Source organism: Clostridium sardiniense (assembly GCF_019753795.1).
GTDB classification, from domain to species: Bacteria; Bacillota; Clostridia; order Clostridiales; family Clostridiaceae; genus Clostridium; species Clostridium sardiniense.
In genome coordinates this window covers 1-18815 of the sequence record NZ_JAIKTU010000015.1, presented here as the reverse complement: position 1 = coordinate 18815, position 18815 = coordinate 1, and the positions used below count along the sequence as shown (strand labels likewise).

Annotated in this window: 25 protein-coding genes; 15 read left to right on the top strand and 10 right to left on the bottom strand. The window is 26.1% G+C overall.

Annotated elements, in window-relative coordinates; translation table 11 throughout:
- Positions 1–948: 948 nt before the first annotated feature.
- The 3 genes from K5V21_RS16005 to K5V21_RS15995 all read right to left on the bottom strand — a co-directional run bounded on the left by K5V21_RS16005 (position 949) and on the right by K5V21_RS15995 (position 2493).
- On the bottom strand, positions 949–1353 hold the full coding sequence (locus tag K5V21_RS16005) for a GNAT family N-acetyltransferase (protein WP_221862156.1): 405 nt from the start codon (positions 1351–1353) through the stop codon (positions 949–951).
- Positions 1354–1502: 149 nt separating this feature from the next.
- Positions 1503–1958 (bottom strand): ImmA/IrrE family metallo-endopeptidase, encoded by a 456-nt coding sequence (locus tag K5V21_RS16000; protein ID WP_221862155.1) that lies wholly within the window; start codon positions 1956–1958, stop codon positions 1503–1505.
- Positions 1959–1977: 19 nt separating this feature from the next.
- Positions 1978–2493 (bottom strand): helix-turn-helix domain-containing protein, encoded by a 516-nt coding sequence (locus K5V21_RS15995; RefSeq protein WP_221862154.1) that lies wholly within the window; start codon positions 2491–2493, stop codon positions 1978–1980.
- Positions 2494–2657: 164 nt separating this feature from the next.
- On the opposite strand from K5V21_RS15995, the gene K5V21_RS15990 reads away from it, so the two are divergent.
- From K5V21_RS15990 to lepB, 10 genes are all read left to right on the top strand, one after another.
- Positions 2658–2876 (top strand): helix-turn-helix domain-containing protein, encoded by a 219-nt coding sequence (locus K5V21_RS15990; protein ID WP_221862153.1) that lies wholly within the window; start codon positions 2658–2660, stop codon positions 2874–2876.
- Positions 2877–3143: 267 nt separating this feature from the next.
- Entirely contained in the window at positions 3144–3371 is a 228-nt protein-coding gene (locus tag K5V21_RS15985) for a helix-turn-helix transcriptional regulator (protein WP_221862152.1), read from the top strand.
- Positions 3372–3509: 138 nt separating this feature from the next.
- Positions 3510–4589, top strand: a complete 1080-nt coding sequence (locus K5V21_RS19425; protein ID WP_245000760.1) for a helix-turn-helix domain-containing protein — start codon at positions 3510–3512, stop codon at positions 4587–4589.
- On the top strand, positions 4516–5259 hold the full coding sequence (locus K5V21_RS15980; protein ID WP_245000759.1) for an ATP-binding protein: 744 nt from the start codon (positions 4516–4518) through the stop codon (positions 5257–5259). The genes K5V21_RS19425 and K5V21_RS15980 overlap by 74 nt, the downstream gene beginning before the upstream one ends.
- Positions 5260–5558: 299 nt before the next feature.
- A complete protein-coding gene (locus K5V21_RS19580; RefSeq protein ID WP_280637817.1) occupies positions 5559–5684 on the top strand; it encodes a hypothetical protein in 126 nt (41 codons plus the stop codon).
- Between the two features lie 194 nt (positions 5685–5878).
- A complete protein-coding gene (locus tag K5V21_RS15975) occupies positions 5879–6076 on the top strand; it encodes a hypothetical protein (RefSeq protein ID WP_221862150.1) in 198 nt (65 codons plus the stop codon).
- Positions 6076–6213, top strand: a complete 138-nt coding sequence (locus K5V21_RS15970) for a hypothetical protein (RefSeq protein WP_221862149.1) — start codon at positions 6076–6078, stop codon at positions 6211–6213. The genes K5V21_RS15975 and K5V21_RS15970 overlap by 1 nt, the downstream gene beginning before the upstream one ends.
- 230 nt (positions 6214–6443) lie before the next feature.
- Complete coding sequence (locus K5V21_RS15965) at positions 6444–7607, top strand: hypothetical protein (protein ID WP_221862148.1); 1164 nt, start codon at positions 6444–6446, stop codon at positions 7605–7607.
- Between the two features lie 6 nt (positions 7608–7613).
- On the top strand, positions 7614–8417 hold the full coding sequence (locus tag K5V21_RS15960; RefSeq protein WP_221862147.1) for a hypothetical protein: 804 nt from the start codon (positions 7614–7616) through the stop codon (positions 8415–8417).
- A 484-nt stretch (positions 8418–8901) separates the two neighbouring features.
- Entirely contained in the window at positions 8902–9417 is a 516-nt protein-coding gene (gene lepB, locus K5V21_RS15955; protein WP_245000758.1) for a signal peptidase I, read from the top strand.
- A gap of 186 nt (positions 9418–9603) precedes the next feature.
- Here the strand turns inward: lepB and K5V21_RS15950 are convergent, their stop codons facing one another.
- The 5 genes from K5V21_RS15950 to K5V21_RS15930 all read right to left on the bottom strand — a co-directional run bounded on the left by K5V21_RS15950 (position 9604) and on the right by K5V21_RS15930 (position 12814).
- Positions 9604–9867, bottom strand: a complete 264-nt coding sequence (locus K5V21_RS15950; RefSeq protein WP_221862146.1) for a hypothetical protein — start codon at positions 9865–9867, stop codon at positions 9604–9606.
- A 48-nt stretch (positions 9868–9915) separates the two neighbouring features.
- Positions 9916–10152 (bottom strand): hypothetical protein, encoded by a 237-nt coding sequence (locus tag K5V21_RS15945; protein WP_221862145.1) that lies wholly within the window; start codon positions 10150–10152, stop codon positions 9916–9918.
- Positions 10153–10162: 10 nt separating this feature from the next.
- On the bottom strand, positions 10163–10648 hold the full coding sequence (locus tag K5V21_RS15940) for a hypothetical protein (RefSeq protein ID WP_221862144.1): 486 nt from the start codon (positions 10646–10648) through the stop codon (positions 10163–10165).
- Between the two features lie 577 nt (positions 10649–11225).
- A complete protein-coding gene (locus tag K5V21_RS15935; RefSeq protein ID WP_221862143.1) occupies positions 11226–11543 on the bottom strand; it encodes a hypothetical protein in 318 nt (105 codons plus the stop codon).
- Between the two features lie 173 nt (positions 11544–11716).
- Positions 11717–12814 (bottom strand): AI-2E family transporter, encoded by a 1098-nt coding sequence (locus K5V21_RS15930; RefSeq protein WP_221862142.1) that lies wholly within the window; start codon positions 12812–12814, stop codon positions 11717–11719.
- A gap of 745 nt (positions 12815–13559) precedes the next feature.
- On the opposite strand from K5V21_RS15930, the gene K5V21_RS15925 reads away from it, so the two are divergent.
- The 3 genes from K5V21_RS15925 (at position 13560) to K5V21_RS15915 (ending at position 15782) form a co-directional block, all read left to right on the top strand.
- The gene (locus K5V21_RS15925; protein WP_221862194.1) at positions 13560–14084 is read left to right on the top strand and encodes a hypothetical protein; all 525 of its coding nucleotides are present in this window, start codon (positions 13560–13562) and stop codon (positions 14082–14084) included.
- A gap of 573 nt (positions 14085–14657) precedes the next feature.
- Complete coding sequence (locus K5V21_RS15920) at positions 14658–15344, top strand: sigma-70 family RNA polymerase sigma factor (RefSeq protein WP_221862141.1); 687 nt, start codon at positions 14658–14660, stop codon at positions 15342–15344.
- Positions 15345–15389: 45 nt separating this feature from the next.
- Positions 15390–15782, top strand: a complete 393-nt coding sequence (locus K5V21_RS15915) for a hypothetical protein (RefSeq protein ID WP_221862140.1) — start codon at positions 15390–15392, stop codon at positions 15780–15782.
- Between the two features lie 401 nt (positions 15783–16183).
- On the opposite strand, the gene K5V21_RS15910 is transcribed toward K5V21_RS15915, so the two are convergent.
- Both K5V21_RS15910 and K5V21_RS15905 read right to left on the bottom strand, forming a co-directional pair.
- A complete protein-coding gene (locus K5V21_RS15910; protein WP_221862139.1) occupies positions 16184–16651 on the bottom strand; it encodes a hypothetical protein in 468 nt (155 codons plus the stop codon).
- Positions 16652–16655: 4 nt separating this feature from the next.
- On the bottom strand, positions 16656–16838 hold the full coding sequence (locus K5V21_RS15905; RefSeq protein ID WP_221862138.1) for a hypothetical protein: 183 nt from the start codon (positions 16836–16838) through the stop codon (positions 16656–16658).
- 260 nt (positions 16839–17098) lie between these two features.
- Between K5V21_RS15905 and K5V21_RS15900 the strand changes: the two genes are divergently transcribed.
- Positions 17099–17431, top strand: coding sequence for a hypothetical protein (locus K5V21_RS15900; RefSeq protein ID WP_221862137.1), 333 nt, complete (start codon positions 17099–17101; stop codon positions 17429–17431).
- Positions 17432–17495: 64 nt separating this feature from the next.
- Positions 17496–18353, top strand: a complete 858-nt coding sequence (locus K5V21_RS15895) for a VanZ family protein (RefSeq protein WP_221862136.1) — start codon at positions 17496–17498, stop codon at positions 18351–18353.
- Positions 18354–18815 lie beyond the last annotated feature (462 nt).

Sequence of the window (18815 nt, the reverse complement as noted above, 5' to 3'; positions counted from 1 at the left end):
TGGTAGTTAAATAGTATTCCTTTTGAAGAGGAAAAACTAAAGAGCTTACCCAATATTATTTGGTAACCTATGGACTTAAAGTACATACCCAATTAAATAACGCTATTACTATAAGCACATAAGTTTAGTACGGAATTCGTACCTAGTTAAAAGTAGCTTACCGACTTAAAGTAGGGAACCTTATAGAGCTTACCCGATAATATCGGGGAACCACGTAAAGATATTTACATTCTTTATAAAGGGTGGTAAATAATATTAACGACCCTTCACATTTAAAGTGGGTACTACCCATTTAAGTATTTTCGCAATTAGTGGCGAAAGCTCATAAGGGTTCGTCTTTAAGATGAAGGTTTCAGCAAGAGACCTTGAAAGTGCAAATTTCAAAAGGTTTTTACTGAACCTTTAAAGCGGGAATTTCCAGCTATCCAATTTATATCAAAGTGGACTCGGTAAAACTTCCGAGAGCATATTCCAAAATGGGGAAGGTGTTTAAAGTGTAGTTATTATGTATTGAAACAAGATAACTACATTTTATTTTAAAAATAAAAACCAACTGACTTATAGTAGGTTAGTTTAATGATAGCTCAGAGGGAAAATTCCCTCGGCTTAAATTTAATATTGGCTATCGATATAAAAACGATAGCGGATTTTTATATTACAGGGCAAATGCACCGTAAATACTATACAGACAACGAATTTAGTCGCTTGTATAAAATAGTAATTTGGGGTCGAACATTCGACCTTAGTTGTAGTGGCATAAGTTAATATCACTACAAATTAGTAATAAGTGGAGACGGATATGTCGCTATAAATAATTAGCATATTCCCCATAAGTGGAGAAAGTGCGAAATTTGCGCTATCTAATTTTAACGAGAGCAATTTTTCCCTCGTTATAAAGTACGAAATTCATACTTTAGAGAATGCTGAATTATATTTTCTGATTTTAAATTAAAGTTTATATCTATAAAAATTATTATTTTTATGATATGTAAATCCAAATTGTTTATAAAATTTATCTGACTCATTTAATGCAATTAATCCAATAAATGAATTATCATCACAATGGTTATTTATATAATCCATTAATTTATTCATAATCAAAGTTCCTATATTCTGTTTTTGATATAGCGGATTAATCATTAAATCTTGTATATAAAATATTGTTGCACCATCTCCTACAATTCTTCCAAAACCGATTAAAATATCTTCCTTTTCTATACAAATACAATAAGTAGAGTTTTCTAACCCTAGTTTTACTTTACTAGTTTGTAGTGGATTCCAACCTACGGATTTTCTTAGTTCATTGTATTGTGTTGGTCTAGGAAACTTGTGTATTACTTTAATATTTTCCATATTACCTCCCATAATATAATCAAATAATAGTATTTAAATATAAATTTATATTTAGTATAAAGCGCAATTCCTATGTTATATGAATCGTGACATTAACTAAAAGTTACGTTGTATTAAAAAATAGTATTTTTAATAATATAAATAGTGTTTTAGTATGGAATAATATTCAAAGGACTAAATGTTAATAAGTGTGTTTTGCCAACGTAATACACACCATATTTCCTTTTGTAAAAATCAATAGCTTCTAATAAAAAATCTTCACTTACAGATAACTCAGATGTCAGATCTTGAATAGATATAGCGCCGTTTAATATACAAGTGATTATACTTTCTGGAGAAATTATTTTACTATAACTCCAGTAACGAGCTCTATTTTCTTGATATATATTACTACTATTTAAATAAGTGATATCTCCTGTGGTGGTAAAGTAGTGACCTAATTCTTCAGACAAAATACAGAACTTAGTTGTTTCCGTTGAATATTCGTTAATATAAATAGTTTCATCATAGCAGTAACCACAATCTCCGCCTAAATTTGTTTCTATAACTTTAATTCCGTAAGAATATGTTTCATCTAAAAGTTCTTCATATCTAGTAAGTTCCATAATATCCTCTCATTAGTATTTATTTAGTATTTTTATTTCTTCTTTTTTCTCTTTCTAACCTTTTTATCATTTCTATATTTCTTCTATTAGTTTCTTCATCAATGCCATCACTATGGGCAGCGAATACACGAGGAACATAACCATCATCTTCATCAACATATTCAATATCTCTGATAGTTGAACAACATTCATTAGAGCTTTTATTAAACTTAGGGTTATCTATCAAATCCTTTGTATAAGTAATAACCTTTTCTTTACCTGTATCATTTAGCTTTCTTAAATCTTCTATGTGATTCTCTTCTTCTTTTGAATAGATTTTAGTTTTATTTATTGCTTTAATATCTTCATCAGTAAAAATATCTATTGGACATTCTAGAGCTTTAGATAATAAAACGATAGTTTCATAAGCTGGATTAGTAGTAGTTCCATTTAAGATTTTATCAAGTGTACCTTTAGGAACTCCAGATTTTTCAGATAGAGACTTTGTAGTTAGTCCTTTTTCTTTTTTTAATTTATTAAGGATTTCAAACCCCATAATTAATCACCTCAATTATTAATATATACCCATATAGTAACATCGTCAATAAAAAAATAACCGAATATGGAAATAAAATTCAAGAAAAACATTGACATTATCCTAAAATGGAAATAAAATAAAAGAAAGATAACCGAATACGGTTAATTTAAAGGAGGATTTATATGTTTAAAAATTTGAAGGCCGAAATGGTTAGATATGATATATCAGTATCACAAATAGCAGAAACATTGAATGTGAGTGAAAGAACTGCAAAGAATTATATTAATGGAACAACAAAAATTTCATGGCTTGATGTGTTAAAAATTCAAAAAGTATTGTTTCCAGAACAAAGAGTTGCATATTTATTTGAAATTGATAACATTGAAAAGAAAATAAGTTAGCAATATTCCATAATATTTTTTTAGAAGAGGAATAATTCAGATATGTATATTATGCATATCCAAAATTCAAATTATTTAAATGTGACAATTAGTCACTATAGAAATAATTTGAATCATATCTAAAACCAAATTATTCAGAAGTACGAAATTCGTACATCAGAAATCATATCTAATTGTCAATAAGACAAGCTAAGTTCTATTAGCATTCTAGTCTTAGAGTATCGCACATAAGTGTGCGAAAGGTATTAAAGAAGTGGAGGGAGATATATGGTAGATGTAACTAAACGACAAGAAGAACACATGAAGAAGATTACAGAAGAAAAGAAGTTAATTACAGTTCAAGAATGTAAAGATTTAACTGGTATTGGAGTTAGAAGGATAAGGGAGTTATGTCATGTAGCGGGATTTCCTTGTATTAGATTTGGTAAAAAGTGCATGATTGTAAGTTCTCTTATAGATGAATGGATAATTAACAATATTGGAAAAACGTTTTAGGGGGTGATTTAGTATGAGTTTAAAGTTATTCAGTCGTTATATAAGGCTATGTAAAGAAACAGGAAAAGACCCCAGTTGGAGGGGTGTCCAAGCCTTTAAAAGAGTATTTGTGTAAGCTAGAGAATGGAGGTGCAGAGAATGTCTGATAAGGGGGTGGAATATAATACAAAAGGATATACAATTTTACAAAATAATATATTAGAAAATCTTAATTTAAATATGCAAGAGCAATCGTTGTTGATAGCATTAATAAGTTTTTATCATAAAGAAAAGGGATATGCATATCCAAATTATGAGCAACTTAAGTTAAGAAGTAAGATAAAGGATAATAGAACGCTGAGTAAAAATATAAATTTTTTAATAGAAAAAAAGCTTATAAAAAAAGAAACTGAAAAAGGAAGAGGGTGTAAATACTATATAAATTTACCTAGTGGAGAATTACACCACGTGGAAAATTCCACTACGTGTAAAAATACACTAGCACCTAGTGGAAAATTACACTATGACCTAGTGGAGAATTCCACTACAACAAATACTAATACAAATACTAATACAAATACAAATATATATACTTCTTCATCAGAAGAGGAGGATAGTAAAAAATATGTTAATGAAATTGATAAAGAATTAGAAGATGATTTACTTAATAAAATTAAAAGTAAATATTCTAAAGAACTTATAAAAGATGAATTAGATAAACTTAAAGATAAAGGACTTAGTGAATTAGATTTATTAAAAGAATTAGACAAGAATTTAAAATCTAAGAAAAAAGAAATAAAAGAAGAGGGTAACAAAGATATAAAAACTATATTTGATTTTTGGAATTCTAAAGGGATCATTAAGCATAAGGCTTTAAGTCCAGTAATTAAAAAGGCAATAGAGAAGGTATTAAAAGATTATAAGCTAGATGAAATAATCCAAGCTATAAATACTTATAGTGAAATATTAAATAGTCAGTTTTACTTTAAGTATAAATGGAATTTAAGTGATTTCTTAAATAGAAAAAATGGGATAAGTACATTTATGGAAGAGGGATCAAATAGAGTTAATTACGAAGAATGGAAGAAAGGAGTGAATAAAAATGGACATACCCCAAAATATATCACCAAAGATAGAGGACGTTTTACAGAGGGTACAGAAAACTTTGAATTCAAAGAAACATCAACAAACATCAGAAGTTATACAGAAGAGGAAATCGAACGAGCAGGAATTAAGTAAATGTTTATTATGTGATGGTTTGGGATTTATCTACGATGAAGAAAGTAATAAATATTCAAAGTGTAAGTGTCGAGAGAATGAGAATCTAATAAATTCATTAGCAAAGACTGGATTAAGTGGGGAACAATTAAAAAGGTCTTTTAAAGATTTTATTCCATGGAATGAAGAAACAAAGAAAATGAAAGATATTGCTACGAGTTATTATTTAAGTTTTGATAAGATAAAGAAATCTCAAAGTAATTCATTAGCTTTGTTAGGTGAGAGCGGAAGTGGTAAAACTCATTTAATATCAGCATTAATCAATAATTTTATATTGAATAAAAGTATTGATATAGCGTATATGTCATATATAGATTCTGTAACTGAATTAAAGCAAAATATATTAAATGCAGAGGTATATCAGAGAAAGGTTAGTAGATATAAGACGGCTCAAATACTTGTTATAGATGATTTATTTAAAGGAGGATATACGGATTCTGATATAAGAATAGTGCTAGAGATAATAAATCATAGATACAGTGCAAGATTACCGATTATGGTAAGTAGTGAGTTCTTTATTGATGATTTGATTAAAATTGATAAGGCTTTAGGTGGAAGAGTCAGAGAAATGTCAAAGGGATATATTTACGAGATAAAAGGTATTGAAAATAATTATAGATTAAATCACTAAAATAGATTTTAAGAGGTTTTTTTATGGAGGAATATAAATACTCTAAAACTGAAATAAATCTCTTCTATGAAGCTAAAAACAAACTAGAATAAGGAGATAAATACATGACTGATTATGAAGTGAAATTCTACAAATTGTTAGCAAGGATATTGAGATAAGTTTTAAGAGCTGAAACGTTGTATACGAATTACGAAAAATCAATTAATACTATCTAGGAGAGTAAATACATTATGAGGGTATTAAAAATATGTAATGCTTAATACAATAGGCAAATAAGAACAAGAAAGGAATTTAAAATTATGCAAGAAGAAATTAAAGTTATGGTAGATAAATTAGATTGCATGGAAGATAGAAAGAAATTAAGAACTATATATGCATTTTTAAAAGGGATCTTAAGTGAAAAGAAGGGGTTAAATTATGAGTAATGCTGAAAAGAATTTGTTAAAAACATTTTTAGAGATTATGAAATTATTAGAGAAATAAAAAAAGACTAATGTAAAAATATATACATCAGTCTTTAGGGTTATAGTGATACCCTTCAATCTCGCAAATTAAGGATATCACTATAGCTCCAATAAAATCAAGAGGGAAACGAAAGAAATATTGGAGGAATTTGAAAATGAAAGATGATATTAAAGATTTTATCAATGATTTAGAAGAGTTTAAAGCCAAGGATAATCAAGGCTTTATGAGTATGAAGAATGAAATATTAAAGCTCATTTGTAATATTGATAATAATGAAGTAAGCAACGTTTTAAATGGTACGACTAAGGAATTATTATCTAGACAAAATAAAATTATTAGAGGTGAGTTTTAATGAGTGAAGCACTTAAAAATCTTATCAATATTTATCAAGAAGAAACAAAAAAATGTGGATTATTAGAGGTTCTAAAGTTAGAACATGAAGTATATAGAAAAATAGGTGAATTAGAGCATAGGGGGTTAGGGGTATGAGCAAAGTTATTATAAGATATGAGAGCATAGAAGAAAGAGAAAAGATTATTAGAGCTCTTTCTATAGTTATGAGAGTAAAGAGTATTAGTAAGTCCGTGGAAATAGGTAAATAGAAAAGAATATATATTGAATTAGAATAGAATTATAGGGGTTCGACATAAGGTAGAACCCTCTTCTTTTAAGCAAATATGTAGTGTTAAAAGGTTTATCACTACAAAAGGAGGAATGATATGTTTTGTTCGGTAAAGAAAGATAGGAAAAATAATATATATAGATTTTATATATGTGATAGATACAGAGATAAAGAAACTAAGAAGGTAAAAAGTAGTGATAAATATATTATGTCACTACAAGCTAATGAGATATTGAATTTATCTATTGAGAATTTGAAGGTAACCATAGAGGATAATTGTATAAATAAAGGGATAAACCTAGATAATATTGATTTAGTAATGGAAAAAATTAATGCATTAAAAGATGTAGTGACAACAGAGAATACCACTACAAAAAATAATAATTATGATGTAGTGGTAACGGAAAATATCACTACAAAAAACGATTTTAATAATGTAGTGATACAGGAATATGACACTACAAATAAAAGTGATGATATTGAAGTTGTAGAGGCTGAAATAGTAGAAGAATTTACACCAAGTTATAAAACAACAATATCATTTGATGTGCAACAGGAGTATTCAAAGAATGTAAAACGAAGTCTAGGGTTTAATTCAATGATAACGGCGTTTGGTGGAAGTCCTAAAAATACATTTGAGATAGAAGAGGAAGAGTTAAGTAAGATACATGATAAGGCAGATAACATAAAGAAAAGCATAGAAGAAATAATAAAAGAGTATGAATATGTAGAAAATTTAAATAGTGAATTAAAGGATTTAAATAGCGATATAAGTATAGTACAAGACATTTATATTAGTTGTTATGATAAAGTTCCAAGTAGTGAAATATGGCTTATAGGAAATGGGTATATAGAGAAGATATACAGAATAAAGGATATTATATTGCCATATCAAGGAAGTAAACTATATGAATGCTGGGAAGAGATTAAGGAAGAGTATAACTTAGATGATGGCAAAACCTATATTAACCAAGATGAATATTTCAAAGAAATAGATTTATATAATCAGTGTACATTTGAATTTAATAAAGATGATATAACAGGAACACTAGTAAAAATAATGCTTAGCGGTAACTGTGAGGTCGATTATACAATGTCAGACTTTATAGATATTAATTTTAGTGGGAATAGCCCATATTTAAGTATAGATCATTTAATAGATTGGATTAATGATGAACCTATTAAAGATTATAAAGTGGATATAGATAGTCTATTACAGTATAAAGAGCAGTTGCATAAATATAAAAGTGTAGAGAGGTGATAAGTTATGTATTGCGTAATACAAGAGATAGATTTAAAGAAAGAGAATACTAATGGAGCACATAAGGAACTGGAAAGCTATTGTAGTAATTGGAGCATTGATGGAAAAGAGTATAGGAGATATTACTATAGACATACAGGGGATAGGTTTAAAAGACCTATAAAGAAAGCATATAGAATAAGTATCCATAAGAGCTATAGACGTAAGGGAAAGGTTAAAAAGAAACAGAAGGTTATATGCACTATTAATTATTATGACATTATAGATATAACCTCATATGTAGGCGATTATTGTTATAAAATAGAGGATAAAGCGAAAGAATTAGGACTTACAGAAGATAAGTTAATGGATATAATATATGAGAAGTTTGACCATATAATAGAACGTATAGAGAGTGAATTTAAGACTACAGAAGAGTATAGAGTAAGAAGTAAACATAAAGAAATAATAAATAAGTATTTAGAGAATAAGAGAGCATTTGAAGAGGTATATGGGGAGAATACTTATGATTATTGTTATGATGTATTTGGAGAACTTAGAGAAAAGAAAAAGTTAAATGATATAAAAAGGCAATATGAAGCAAATAAAGAATATGAGCGTAGTTACTATGAAAATTTTAAAAATAACTACAGTAATAATTCTTATAGTAGTTATTTTAATACAAAACAGAATAACTACAATGAAGAGGATAAAAAGAAATATAAGAAGATGTACAAGACCTTATCAGCAAAGTTTCACCCTGATGTATATAATGATGATGGAGAGATGATGAAGTTTATAAATGGATTAAAAGAAGATTGGGGATTATAGAAAAACTAGAAAGAAGTTGACAGGGATAGATTTCTTTCTAGTTTTTTTATAAGGGTAATGAGTAGTAAATATTATTTATTAACTCCTATATAGAATAGTATGAACTTATTGAGATAGTATAAATTCATTGTAAATAAAAAAGATATTAGTGTTTGAGGAAACTAATATCTTTTTTATGATTTACGAATAAAATTAATAATATTACATTACTTAATTGTCATAAAAGTTCTCAAATATAAATTAATAAAAGATAGTGGTACAAACTAAAACCACTATCTTTATTTATATAGAAAAACCTATACTATTAATTAACTCAAAATAAATTCTAGCATTTAAGTATAGCTAAAGTATTGAATAATACTTAAGAAATAATAAATAAAATATTAAATAAATGATAACAAGCAATAATTAATTAATATGTAATAGAGAAAATAGTTAGTTAGTAATATAATTTAATAAAATATTATTGAGAGGTGAGTTTGATTTGGAGAAAAAGTCTAGGAATATTATAAAAAATATAATAGAGATTTTAGGTGTTATAGTAATAGCTGTATTGATAAATAAGTTTATAATATTTACTGCGTACATACCAAGTGAATCAATGGTACCAACTTTAAATGTAGGAGATAGATTATTAGTTACTAGAGTATATAACCCTAGCAATTTAAAACGAGGAGATGTTGTGATATTTAAATCTAATGAATTAAATGAGATACTAGTAAAAAGGCTTATAGGATTACCAGGAGATGAAATAGAATTTAAAGGAACGTCCGTATATGTGAATGGTGAAATGTTAGACGAGCCATATATTAAAAATCCTATGGAGTTTGAAGGTACATACAAGGTTCCAGACAATGAATATTTCTTTTTAGGTGATAACAGGAATAATTCTTATGATTCGAGATTTTGGAAGGATCCGTATATAGGTGGAAGTGATATAATTGGAAAAGCGCAATTTATAATATGGCCATTGAAGGATATTGGATTAGTGGGAAACTAATATAAATACTTTTAAACAAAAATACTGCTAGAAGGATTTTGATATATAAGCTCCTGTAGCAGTATTTTTGTATACTAAGCATATTTAAATTGCTTATAAGTAAATTATATCATATTTATTTATGAGTTTATAAATAGATTGTTTAAAGGAAAAAGAAAAATATTCATTACCTTTAATTTTGTTAAATTATTCAATCTCATCATTGAAGATTACTAAATCATTATTTTCTAACGTTATTGTTAAGTTAGGATCTTTAGATAAGATATCTAGTTTACTATCTGAATAAATAGCATGAAATACTGTATAGTTAAATTTATCTAATACTAGTATTTCATTTTTATCACTTAAAATTCTATAAGGACTACTTTCGCCTTCGTATGATATAACTTTGATATTCCATTGGATATGTTCATTTTCCAAAGTTTCAATTTTAAATAATTTTCTTTCCATATTATTTTCCTCACTTTACTGTTTAAATTTAGAGAATTTTTTAAATTACTAGAAAAATAAATTTTTAAAAACATCTATTAATGTGAAATCTTTTTTTGTAAATGTCATATAAAGAAAGAATGAACTAGAAATTATCCCTAATACTAAATCTGAAAATAAATTTATATTTCTAAAGAACGAGCTATAAAGTGGTAATTGAATAAATATAAGGGATATATATGAAACTGAGAAGTAGTCAATGTCAGTTTTTAATTTTTCAATGTTATACCATAAAAATTTTTTCATAAATTCTCCTTTACAATGGAATTATTGTTACTATTACATTTTTTAAACCACCTACAATTGGATCGGGTATCCACCTAGGTATTAGATCTCTTAAAATACCCCAAACAAGATGATCAATAGTAGTAGAGATCTCCATATATTTACCGATAACTTTGCCAGCAAAAGAGAATTTTAAATAGGGTTTTAACCAAGTTGGAGCTTTTGCAACTACTTTTGGCCAATTCTTCATTAACCATTGTCCAGCTTTTAAAACTATTAAACTTCCAGGACCTCTAGGTTGAATTACGTTTTTTTGTTTTTCATTTTTAAAATCGTTTTTTAAGCTATTCATCCAATCATTTAATTCGTCTAGTTCTTGTGGTGATAAATTTCTATGTACAAAATCGTTAGAAGAGACTGTATTGAATGTTTGTGCACTAGCTTGAATAGATGGGAATGTAATAGATGCAGTTATTATTCCAGTTAAAATTAAAGCGGTTAATTTAGTATTTTTCATAATGTACACCTCCACAATTAAATTGTAAAAATTTAGTTTATAATTCAATTATAAATTATAAACTAAATTAATAATGAATTAATTGACAAATAATACTGAAAAAAATATTAATAATATATTAATAAAATGTGAATTATACAATATGTAAAATTATAAGTAAATTATATTTACATAACAGAGATGTGGTTTAAATTAATAGAATAGTTAAGTACATTGGTATATAATATCAAATGTCTATAAAGTCTTTAAAATCAATATATTAGGAGAGTTTTGAAGAGGTAACAGTTTATATAAATCGTACATAATAAAAAATAGGCTCAAATATGGATTGGATGAGGGTTTATAAAGGTTTTTATAAAGAAAAAGATTTTTCTAAAAAATGATATTGAAGTTGAAAAAAGAAAAGATAAGCAAGGAACAAACTCAAAAGAATGCATTTAAAATAGATATATAAATGATTAGTGGAGTTTAGAGGTAGTTTATATAAGACGTGAGGAAACGGATATATTAGTAAAATAACAAGACTACCCATTCTGTAATAGATATAGGTAGTATATGCATAATATTAAAAGTATAATTAATTAGATTTATAATTACAAAGAAGTTTAAAATCTAAAACAACTTTATTTAATAATTTCTTTTGTAGTAAGTGTAATGTTTCAGGATGATTTTGTTTTGAAATAGATTCTAAATATTCAAAAGCTTTTTTGTGGCGTTTAATTATTTTATCAATTATTTTATCTAAATGTTCTCTATCATGAATAGATAGGTTATAATATCGTTCTTCTAAATCGTTTGATGGGAAAGTGTTGAAATCAATTAAGCCTGTTAAGTGAACGGAATAACATAAATTAAAAATATCTTTTTCAGTAAATATTTTTGAAAGATTCTTCATAAAAATAGCCTCCTTAATAATATAAATGAGTTTTTATTTATAATACATTAATTGATTAAATTAATTATATATAAGTCTAATAGAAATTAATATAGATATAATATGAAATAAAACTTAAGAAAATCTTATAAAAATATATTAGTAGATGATTAGAATCATAAGTTAATATTAATTTAAGTATTTAATGGTGGATTATAATTATTTATAAATTTATCGTAATATATTTTTAGTGTAGCAATAGTTGGAGAGGCTAGGATCATACCTATAGGCCCGAAAAAACCTCCTCCAATTGTTACGCCAAGAATAATCAAAAATGGATTAAGACCAACTTTGCCGCTTACTAATTTAGGCTCTAAATACCAAGCGTCAAATTGTTGTAATGCAAGTAGGAAAATTATAACGGCAAATGCTTTCGATGGTGATATGAATACAGCAACAAGAGCACAAAGTACCATACTTACAAATGGGCCAAAGTATGGAATCATGTTAGTGAATCCAACTAGAGCGGCTAATAAAATATAGTATGGAATATCTAACATAAATAATCCAATAAGCGATATAATGCCTATTATTAATGAGTCTATAGCCTTGATACCTATATAACTTCCAATCATGTGATTATATACTTTCCCTATATTAAGTATATTAGTTCCTTGCTTTTTACCCATAATTATAATAATTAATAACTTTGCTTGCTTTATAAATTTTTCTTTATCAAGAAGCATATAGATTGATATTAAAAATCCAAAACCGAACATTAATATATTAGAGGTTATACTTAAAAGAGAGTTTATTGTTCCATCTAAAATATAAACGAAAATATTTCCGGCTTTTGTTGATAATGAAGTGAGTGTTTGTAATACACCGGCATCTTTCATCAATTCATAGAATTTATCATTTTTAAGGATTGAATTAATCCAATCTTGTGTAGTATTTATATAACTCGGTATTTCTTTAGTAATAGAAATAATGCTATCTATGATTGAAGGAATTCCATATATACCTATAATTATCAAAATCCCTAAAATAATAAGATAGGTTAATCCAACTGCTGGACATCTCTTTAATTTCAATTTTCGTTCAATGAGTTTCATAAGAGGGTTTAAGATATATGCGAAAATCAAAGCATATAGAAATGGGGTAAGAAGTGTAAGGAATTTTTTTAAAATTGATAAATACACTGGGTAATTATCAACTATCTTATATCCTATAAAAAATAATATAACAAATATTAATATGTCTTTATATTTTATGGGTTTATTAAAATTCATAGTTTTATGCCTCCTGTTTTGATATAGTATTTTATATTTATGTATAAAAAAGATAGTAGCTTTAGTGAGAATATACGAACAAAAAACTACTATCTTTAAGTATTAGTTTATATTTAGTAAAGAACTCACTTTAAAACATTAAATAAAAAAACAAGTGAGTTCTTTTGAAATACTGTACTAATAAATTATATTTTAAAATTAAAATATAAACAATAAATAAGGTATGAAATAAATCTTAATAAAATCTTAGTATTATATTAATAAAACGTTCAATACATAAAATTTTTAAGAATCTATATTTACATAATAAATAAGTTCATGTAATATTAACCTTAAATACACTGAATATTAAAAATATTCAAAAAATATTTACGATAGGGGATATAATTTGAGAAAGCAAGAGAAAAAATGTATTTGTAATATAGTAATATCAATAATATTTATAGATTTAATTTTATTTTTTATTATGGAATTATTTATTCCTATGATAGTTGGGTATAGTTTTAATTAATAGACTTGTAAATAATGTAGTTATTAGAATATAATATTGAATAACCACATTACATAAATAAAATACGTATAGTAAAATGGATATATGAAGTGATGACCTCTTCTTTCAAGTCCAAAATTGCGATTGATAAAAAGCCACATGACATTAAGGTGTTATAGTGGCTTTTATTATAGGAAAAACATAAAAAGACTTACTATTTAGTAGTTCTCGCGTATATAAGAAGGTGATTAATTGATGAAGTATACAGATGAGTGTCTAAAGTTAGATATAGACGAGGTTTTAAAGCTTAAAGGAAATCAATTTAAGTTTAATTCAAGTGTATTAAAAGGTAGCGTTTTAACTATAAAAGATAGTGAAATTAGTATAAATAATACCCATATAAGAATAGAAAAGCACAAAAATAACTATGGAGATAAGAGGTTATTCTTATGCCCATGGTGTCTAAGTTCTAGAAAGTATATTTATTATGTTAATGGTAATTGGAAGTGTAGAGAGTGTGGAGAACTTAAATATAGAAGTTCTAATACTTATAGAAAAGGAATGGAGCATTGTGATTTAAAAATAGATAAGATATTAAATAAATTAAAACTGGAACATGATATTAATTACTATACTGGTGATTCAATACCAAGCAATTATTTAAAGCCTAAATACATGAGATGGGCCACATATTATAAATTAATTAAAGAGCTTATATATTGGCAAGAAGAACGTAATAAAAGATGGCTTAATTTAGTCTATTTAAGAATGAATAAATAATAGTGAACGTTGCACACAAAATAACGAACGTTGCATACAAAAACGTTGCGTATAAAATGAGTGCAATATCATAGTGAAACCTTTGAAAAATAGAAGTTTTAATATATGTATGAAAGTTGTATTTAAAAGGAATGCACCCTAAGAAAACCTAAGATAAAACTTAATATTAAATGTAATGTGAAAGTACTTAAAGTTATTGATATTATTAGGCTTACTTAACAAAAGGCATTGCGATATAGTACGTCAAAAGGAACGTTGTACTCCATTGAAAGGTAACGGAGTACAACAATGAAATTATAAGGGTTAAAGCTCTATATAGGGTAACATAGAACCTAGTAAAACCTAGTATAGAAAGGGTATTTATGATTGTAAATGCTAGTATAAAAAAGAAATTCATGCTAACAAATGCTAACATTAAAAAGTAACGTTACCCTAAGAAAACCTAAGATGTAATGATGGAGAATGATAGTATTTTATAAAGAAAAGTTGAACTAAGAGATATTAAATATAAATGTTAGTATTTAAATTAATTTTATATTGACAGATATTGATATAAAAAGAGAGGTGAATTAAATGACTAATGAGGAACTAGTTGTATTATATCAACAAGGAAACCAAAAGGCTTTAGAGCAATTAATAGAGAAAAATCAGAAGTTTATATATAAGATAGTAAATAAGTTTTATATAGAGGGAATAAATTCTATAGATAAAGACGATTTAATACAAGAGGGTAATATAGGTTTTATGATAGCTTGTAATAAATATGATATTAATAATGAAAAGAAAGCATTATTTACTACCTATGCTTTTCATTGGATATATTCAAAAATAAGTAGATTTTTAACTAATAGAGATACTAATGATGAAATGAGCCTTAATGTACCTGCAGGAAATGAAGAAAAGAACGAAGTAATAGACTGTATTGAAAGCAAAGAAAACTGTATAGAAAATTTAGAGGAGAAGATATATTTAAGTGAGTTAAGAGCAGAACTTGAGAGTGTTATGAGAAATAGTAATACATTACATGAGAGAGAAATATTAAAATTATATTATGGTTGGGATATGGACCCAATAACTATGGAAGAGATAGCAGATATATTACAAACCTCTTCTATGAAAGTGAGACAAACTAAAGATAAGGCAATAAGAAAAATAAGAAATAGCGTATGGGGTAGGAAGAAGATACAAGAAAGATTTCAGTATGATAGAAGTCTTAATGCTATATTAAGAAAATTAGATTATGAAAGAGAATGGGCATAGTTTATACAATGGTTAGAAATATATAAACTTTAGTGTGGTGATAATGTGAAAAGTACAGATTTATTTAAAAGAATTGAAAGAGCTCTTATAGAATATAATAATTTATCATATAGAATAGAGTTTCTCAATAAAGAAATAGATATAGTTAAAGCTAATAAATATTCTAAAGAAGAGGAATTATTAAATTTAAATAATGACTTGAATAAAGCTATTAGACTTAAAAATATGTTAGATATATGTATAGATAGTCTTAATGGAGTAGATAAGAAAGTTATAGAGTTAAGATATTTAAGTAAAGAAAAATTAACATGGAAGCAAATAGCGAGTATAGTTAGTTATTCAGAATGTCATTGTATGAAAAGGATAAAGCCAAGAGCAATAAAGAAAATGGTAAGTATTTTAGATAATACTAAGATAGATATAGATAGTTTAATGTAAGGGTAAGATTAAAGTTCTTATCCTTTTATTTATATATAATATAATTTGTTAAGGTTAAATATAGGGGGTGTTAATATAATTAACAAAAAAAGAGAGATTGCCCCCTCTTCTTTAATCAGCTTTTTTTAAAGTTGTTAGTATAGGGGTTCCTTTAAATAAAAATATTCCCCATAAAATTATAATAAATATAGCCGTTTTTTCAGATATATTAAACCAAAGTATGTAGCCTATAAATAGAGTTAGGATATTTAATATCCTCTTAAGCCATTTACTCATGGAGCTTTCTTTATTTAAAGTCCTACATCTTGGACATCTGATACTTGGGCAAGCTGTTTCTAGTCTTTTAACTTCATTTCATTTAAATTTATAGTCACAATTACAACATTTAAACATATTATCACCTACCTATATTGTTTATTAAAAATAACTTCTTTAGTAACGTTGGTATTTGTTAATTTAAAATCTAAGGTTTTACCATCCCATTCGCTTACGTTATAGAAAGTACCGTTAGGGTTTTTTATTATTCTTAATCGAACCTTTTTATTTCTTTTTGTTAAATTATTAATTTTTGTAGCTGAACTTATTCTAGGCAATGCAGAAAACATAGTTACATAACTATAAGGCTTGGCTGCATATTTAACTACTGAACCAATAACATTAGAAACTATTGTACTAGCAACAGTTTTAATAACTGTGCTTGAGTTTAATGCATATGCTGCATCTTTTGCTTGTGATACTGTCATATAATAATCATCTACTTGTTGTGAAAACCTTGGAGCACCAAGTCGTTTTTGAATAAGAGCACTGCTTTTACCAGAAGGAAGCCTATTAGTAGCACCTCCACCGCCACTTATATTAGCCCTGGGCATTGCTTTAGGGATGTTTTATTTCCCCATCTTTAGTTATATCATTTTTAGTTAAACCTATTCCGTCTATGTAGGCTATAATATCATTATTTGAAGGAGGTATATTGCTTGCAAATGCAGTTACTTGAGAAGAGAGACTAAATAATATCATTATAGCGATAAATTTTATAAAGTTATTTTTGTTTTTCATAAAAAGTCCTCCTTTTTAATAAAATATTGATAATTAAATACTAATATAAGTAGTAGATAATTAAAAGACTGCAATTTATTGTAAAAATATGATAAAATTATACTGTTGGAATAAAATATGTTTAGATGGAAATTAGAGTAAATATTTTAAAATACTAAGATTAATGTAATATTGATGAGTGGGTATGAATAAATTTCATATCCTTTTATTTATATATGGGAGTAAAGTATTTAACACTCTATAAATTGAGGAGGATAGAAATGGACCATACAGAATTAATGACGAAGAGAATTGAAGATATGGGATTAAGTCTAAAAGATGTATACAAGAGAGAAGAGGCGTATTTAAAAGCTATATATAATAAAGAATATGATAAGTGCTCCGTATATGTAGAAGATTTAGGATTAACGCAATGTTGGGTTAGTAATAAAAGAAAAATCACTAATCCTGTGTATGTTAAAGTAAGCGTGTATACAGTATTTAAATATTATATAAATCTAGGAATAGTATTTAGAGATAAGAAGAATAAATATTATACTATGGAAGAGGTAGAGCAGTTATTAATTAAGTATTATAAGAATAAAAAAAGTTAGAGGATTAATTTATTTTTTGTTGAATATACATTAGTAATTATTAATTTTATGAAGGAGTGAATATATGAGAAAATATGAGAAAAAAGTTGTTTATATTTTATTTGCCATAATAATTTCTCAAGTATTGTGTTATTACTTACTGGATTCATTATTTGAGAAACTAAACTTAATTAGTTTTATTTTTCTTAGAATAAGTATTGCAATAGGTGTGTATGCTATTATAACTATAATTTTCAGAAAAAAGATATTAAAAAAAGATATTGATGTTTTATTTGTAGCGTATGTTATATTGATAATTAACATAACGTTTTTTAAGAAACCTTATATTTTGGAGAATATATATTATAATTTGAATATTTTTGATTTAATAAAGCATATGGATTCAATTAGTTCATTGATTATGGCAATTGGAAATATAGGGGCATATATACCAATTGGAGTATATATAATACATAGATTTGGAGATAAGAGTAAAATTAAGTATAAGTATATGATAGTTTTCTTTACATATATATTAATAATTGAATTTATACAGTGCATATTTAGATTTGGAGCATTTGATGTGAATGATATAATATTAAATTCATTAGGGTTTTATATAGGCATAAATTTTAATATAGATAGTATAAAGGTGAAAAATTTAAAAGAGATATTAAAAGATAATATTGCACCTATAATGGTATTTTTTAATATATGTATTTTCTTTATGCTGATTTATTCAGTAAATTCAGATTCATCTCAATTTTTTATAATATATATTTTTACAGGTATACTTAATAGAAAAGCTATGGATAATTGTAAAAAATCATGTGACAGAGTAATAATAATGAGTAGTTTAATTTTGAGTGTTGTTATATTTTTATTTTATAGCAATTATATATATGATATGAGAATAAAAGAGATTATGAATGAGATAGAGTAACTGAAAACATAAATTAATGAAAATATAGTGTGAATTTAAGCATGATTCGTATAATTAAGCAAATACAAAGGAAGATATAATATTAAATATAGGGGCTCTTTAATTATGAGAGCTCTTTTTATATGCATTGAAATATACTTTCTACCAGTAGAATTTAGAAGAGTTTTGTAATAGGGTGAGTTTAGATTGCATCACAAAAAAATCCCCAAAATAAAGTAGAAGGGGTAATTTGTTGAGCAAAACTTGTTAAGGGAAGTTTTAACAATAAGAAGGTTTATTAATTATGTGTGATAATGAATAGAAATAAAAGATAAAAAAGAACCTCTTCTTTAATTTTAAAAGTTATTATAGTTGCACAACTGTTGCACGAATTTCAAGGAAAAATAAACTCGTAAAACTTTGAAAGTAAGTATTTTCAATGCTTTACGAGTTAAGTGTTTTTATTTGGTGCCACCAGTGGGA

Coding starts and splice junctions, on each gene's coding strand:
- K5V21_RS15985 (WP_221862152.1), top strand. CDS start 3,144: ATGGTAGATGTAACTAAACGACAAGAAGAACACATGAAGAAGATTACA.
- K5V21_RS15930 (WP_221862142.1), bottom strand. CDS start 12,814: ATGAATTTTAATAAACCCATAAAATATAAAGACATATTAATATTTGTT.
- K5V21_RS15960 (WP_221862147.1), top strand. CDS start 7,614: ATGTATTGCGTAATACAAGAGATAGATTTAAAGAAAGAGAATACTAAT.
- K5V21_RS15950 (WP_221862146.1), bottom strand. CDS start 9,867: ATGGAAAGAAAATTATTTAAAATTGAAACTTTGGAAAATGAACATATC.
- K5V21_RS15895 (WP_221862136.1), top strand. CDS start 17,496: ATGAGAAAATATGAGAAAAAAGTTGTTTATATTTTATTTGCCATAATA.
- K5V21_RS15900 (WP_221862137.1), top strand. CDS start 17,099: ATGGACCATACAGAATTAATGACGAAGAGAATTGAAGATATGGGATTA.
- K5V21_RS16000 (WP_221862155.1), bottom strand. CDS start 1,958: ATGGAACTTACTAGATATGAAGAACTTTTAGATGAAACATATTCTTAC.
- K5V21_RS15905 (WP_221862138.1), bottom strand. CDS start 16,838: ATGAAAAACAAAAATAACTTTATAAAATTTATCGCTATAATGATATTA.
- K5V21_RS15925 (WP_221862194.1), top strand. CDS start 13,560: ATGAAGTATACAGATGAGTGTCTAAAGTTAGATATAGACGAGGTTTTA.
- K5V21_RS15990 (WP_221862153.1), top strand. CDS start 2,658: ATGTTTAAAAATTTGAAGGCCGAAATGGTTAGATATGATATATCAGTA.
- K5V21_RS15910 (WP_221862139.1), bottom strand. CDS start 16,651: ATGCCCAGGGCTAATATAAGTGGCGGTGGAGGTGCTACTAATAGGCTT.
- K5V21_RS15935 (WP_221862143.1), bottom strand. CDS start 11,543: ATGAAGAATCTTTCAAAAATATTTACTGAAAAAGATATTTTTAATTTA.
- K5V21_RS15940 (WP_221862144.1), bottom strand. CDS start 10,648: ATGAAAAATACTAAATTAACCGCTTTAATTTTAACTGGAATAATAACT.
- K5V21_RS15995 (WP_221862154.1), bottom strand. CDS start 2,493: ATGGGGTTTGAAATCCTTAATAAATTAAAAAAAGAAAAAGGACTAACT.
- K5V21_RS15970 (WP_221862149.1), top strand. CDS start 6,076: ATGAGTGAAGCACTTAAAAATCTTATCAATATTTATCAAGAAGAAACA.
- K5V21_RS19425 (WP_245000760.1), top strand. CDS start 3,510: ATGTCTGATAAGGGGGTGGAATATAATACAAAAGGATATACAATTTTA.
- K5V21_RS16005 (WP_221862156.1), bottom strand. CDS start 1,353: ATGGAAAATATTAAAGTAATACACAAGTTTCCTAGACCAACACAATAC.
- K5V21_RS15945 (WP_221862145.1), bottom strand. CDS start 10,152: ATGAAAAAATTTTTATGGTATAACATTGAAAAATTAAAAACTGACATT.
- K5V21_RS19580 (WP_280637817.1), top strand. CDS start 5,559: ATGCAAGAAGAAATTAAAGTTATGGTAGATAAATTAGATTGCATGGAA.
- K5V21_RS15920 (WP_221862141.1), top strand. CDS start 14,658: ATGACTAATGAGGAACTAGTTGTATTATATCAACAAGGAAACCAAAAG.
- K5V21_RS15975 (WP_221862150.1), top strand. CDS start 5,879: ATGAAAGATGATATTAAAGATTTTATCAATGATTTAGAAGAGTTTAAA.
- K5V21_RS15965 (WP_221862148.1), top strand. CDS start 6,444: ATGTTTTGTTCGGTAAAGAAAGATAGGAAAAATAATATATATAGATTT.